This window comes from Streptomyces sp. NPDC001027, assembly GCF_040299045.1.
GTDB lineage: Bacteria > Actinomycetota > Actinomycetes > Streptomycetales > Streptomycetaceae > Streptomyces.
In genome coordinates this window covers 1-1,470 of the sequence record NZ_JBEPBI010000569.1, presented here as the reverse complement: position 1 = coordinate 1,470, position 1,470 = coordinate 1, and the positions used below count along the sequence as shown (strand labels likewise).

Below are 1,470 nucleotides of genomic sequence, written 5' to 3'. Positions count from 1 at the left end.
CGGCGCCGGCGCCGGTCTCGATGTCGGCTTCGGCTTCGGCTTCGGCGGCAGAGGTCGTCAGGGGCAGAGGTCGTCGGGGGCTGCCCGGTCGTGAGGCGCTCCGTAAGCGTCCGATGCGGTCAATGATGATCAATTCAGTACCAAAATTAGAAAGTCGAGCGGGAAACAGACAATCGATCGACGGCCGCAGCATCGAAGAAACGTCACGGCAGTCACGTCAGGACAACAGGAAGTCCGCCTCTCCCGCCTTCGCTCCCTCGATGAAGGCCGTCATCTCGTCGGTGGTGTAGATCAACGCCGGACCGTCCGGGTCGGTGGACTGACGGACGGCGATCCGGCCGTCGGCGAGCTTCATCGCCTCCAGGCAGTTCCCGCCGTTCCCGCCGCTCCACGGCTTGTGCCAGCCTTCACTGCCCAGGTCCCGCGCGGGCATGCCGTTGTAGACCCGTTTGCGCGTCTTGATGCGATCCATTCACAACTCCTTGCGGAGATCCCGGAGGATCTCCTTCGTGCGATGTGCTGTAGCGGCCTGCGCCGCCATGCGGTCCATGACCTCGAGGTGGGTCGCCACCTCGGTGCGCGCGTCCAGATAGACCGCGCCGGTCAGGTACTCGCTGTAGACCATGTCCGGAAGCTCCGGCATGGCGAACCGGAAGAGCACGAAGGGCCCGTACGTGCCCGGGTGCGGCCCGTTCGCGAACGGCGCCACCTGCAATGTCACGTTCGGCAGCCCCGCGGCCTCGAGCAGTTTGTCGATCTGCGCGCGCATCACCTCCGGGCCGCCCGCCGCTCGGCGCAGGACGGTCTCGTCCATCACGACCCACAACCGGGGCGCGTCCTCACGGGTGAGCAGATCCTGGCGTTGCATGCGCAGCGCGACGAGACGCTCGATGTCCTCCGGCCGGGTCTGGCCGATGGCGCCGGACTTGAGGACCCCCCGCGCGTAGTCCTCGGTCTGGAGCAGTCCGGGGACGAAGTGGGGCTCGTACTGGCGGATGAGGGCCGCTGCGCCCTCGAGGCTGACGTGCATCGAGAACCAGCCGGGCAGGACGTCGTGGAACCGCTGCCACCAGCCGGGCTTGTTGGCGTCCTCGGCGAGCTGGACGAAGCCCTCGGCCTCCTCGTCGGTGACCCCGTAGGCCTTCAGCAGCAGCTGGAGGTACGGGATCTTGAGACTGACCTCGGCCATCTCCATACGGCGGACGGTGGCGGGCGCGACGCGCAGGATGCGGGCGGCTTCCTCACGCTTGAGCCCGGCGCGTTCCCGCAGGTCCAGAAGACGCCGACCGAGGACGACCTGTCCGACCGTCGGCGCGGACCGCGGTTCGCTCACGCTCCACCTCCACGAAGAGCCCGGCCGGGGGGGGGGGGGGGGGGCCGCCCCCCCCCCCCCCCCCGCGCAGCCAACAAAACACCGAAAACAAAACCGAGGGGGGAGTGGGTGGGTTTTTTGGTTGGTTGTTTGTTTGT

At 67.8% G+C, this 1,470-nt stretch carries 3 protein-coding genes; all 3 read right to left on the bottom strand.

Annotated elements, in window-relative coordinates; genetic code table 11:
• On the bottom strand, positions 1-193 hold a 193-nt coding region (locus ABT300_RS43970), incomplete at its 3' end, for a hypothetical protein (protein ID WP_351688767.1).
• A gap of 24 nt (positions 194-217) precedes the next feature.
• Positions 218-472: a DUF397 domain-containing protein gene (locus ABT300_RS43965; protein WP_351688765.1), complete on the bottom strand. Its 255-nt coding sequence runs from the start codon at positions 470-472 to the stop codon at positions 218-220.
• Positions 473-1,333, bottom strand: a complete 861-nt coding sequence (locus ABT300_RS43960) for a Sco1979 family transcriptional regulator (protein ID WP_351688762.1) — start codon at positions 1,331-1,333, stop codon at positions 473-475.
• Positions 1,334-1,470: the final 137 nt, after the last annotated feature.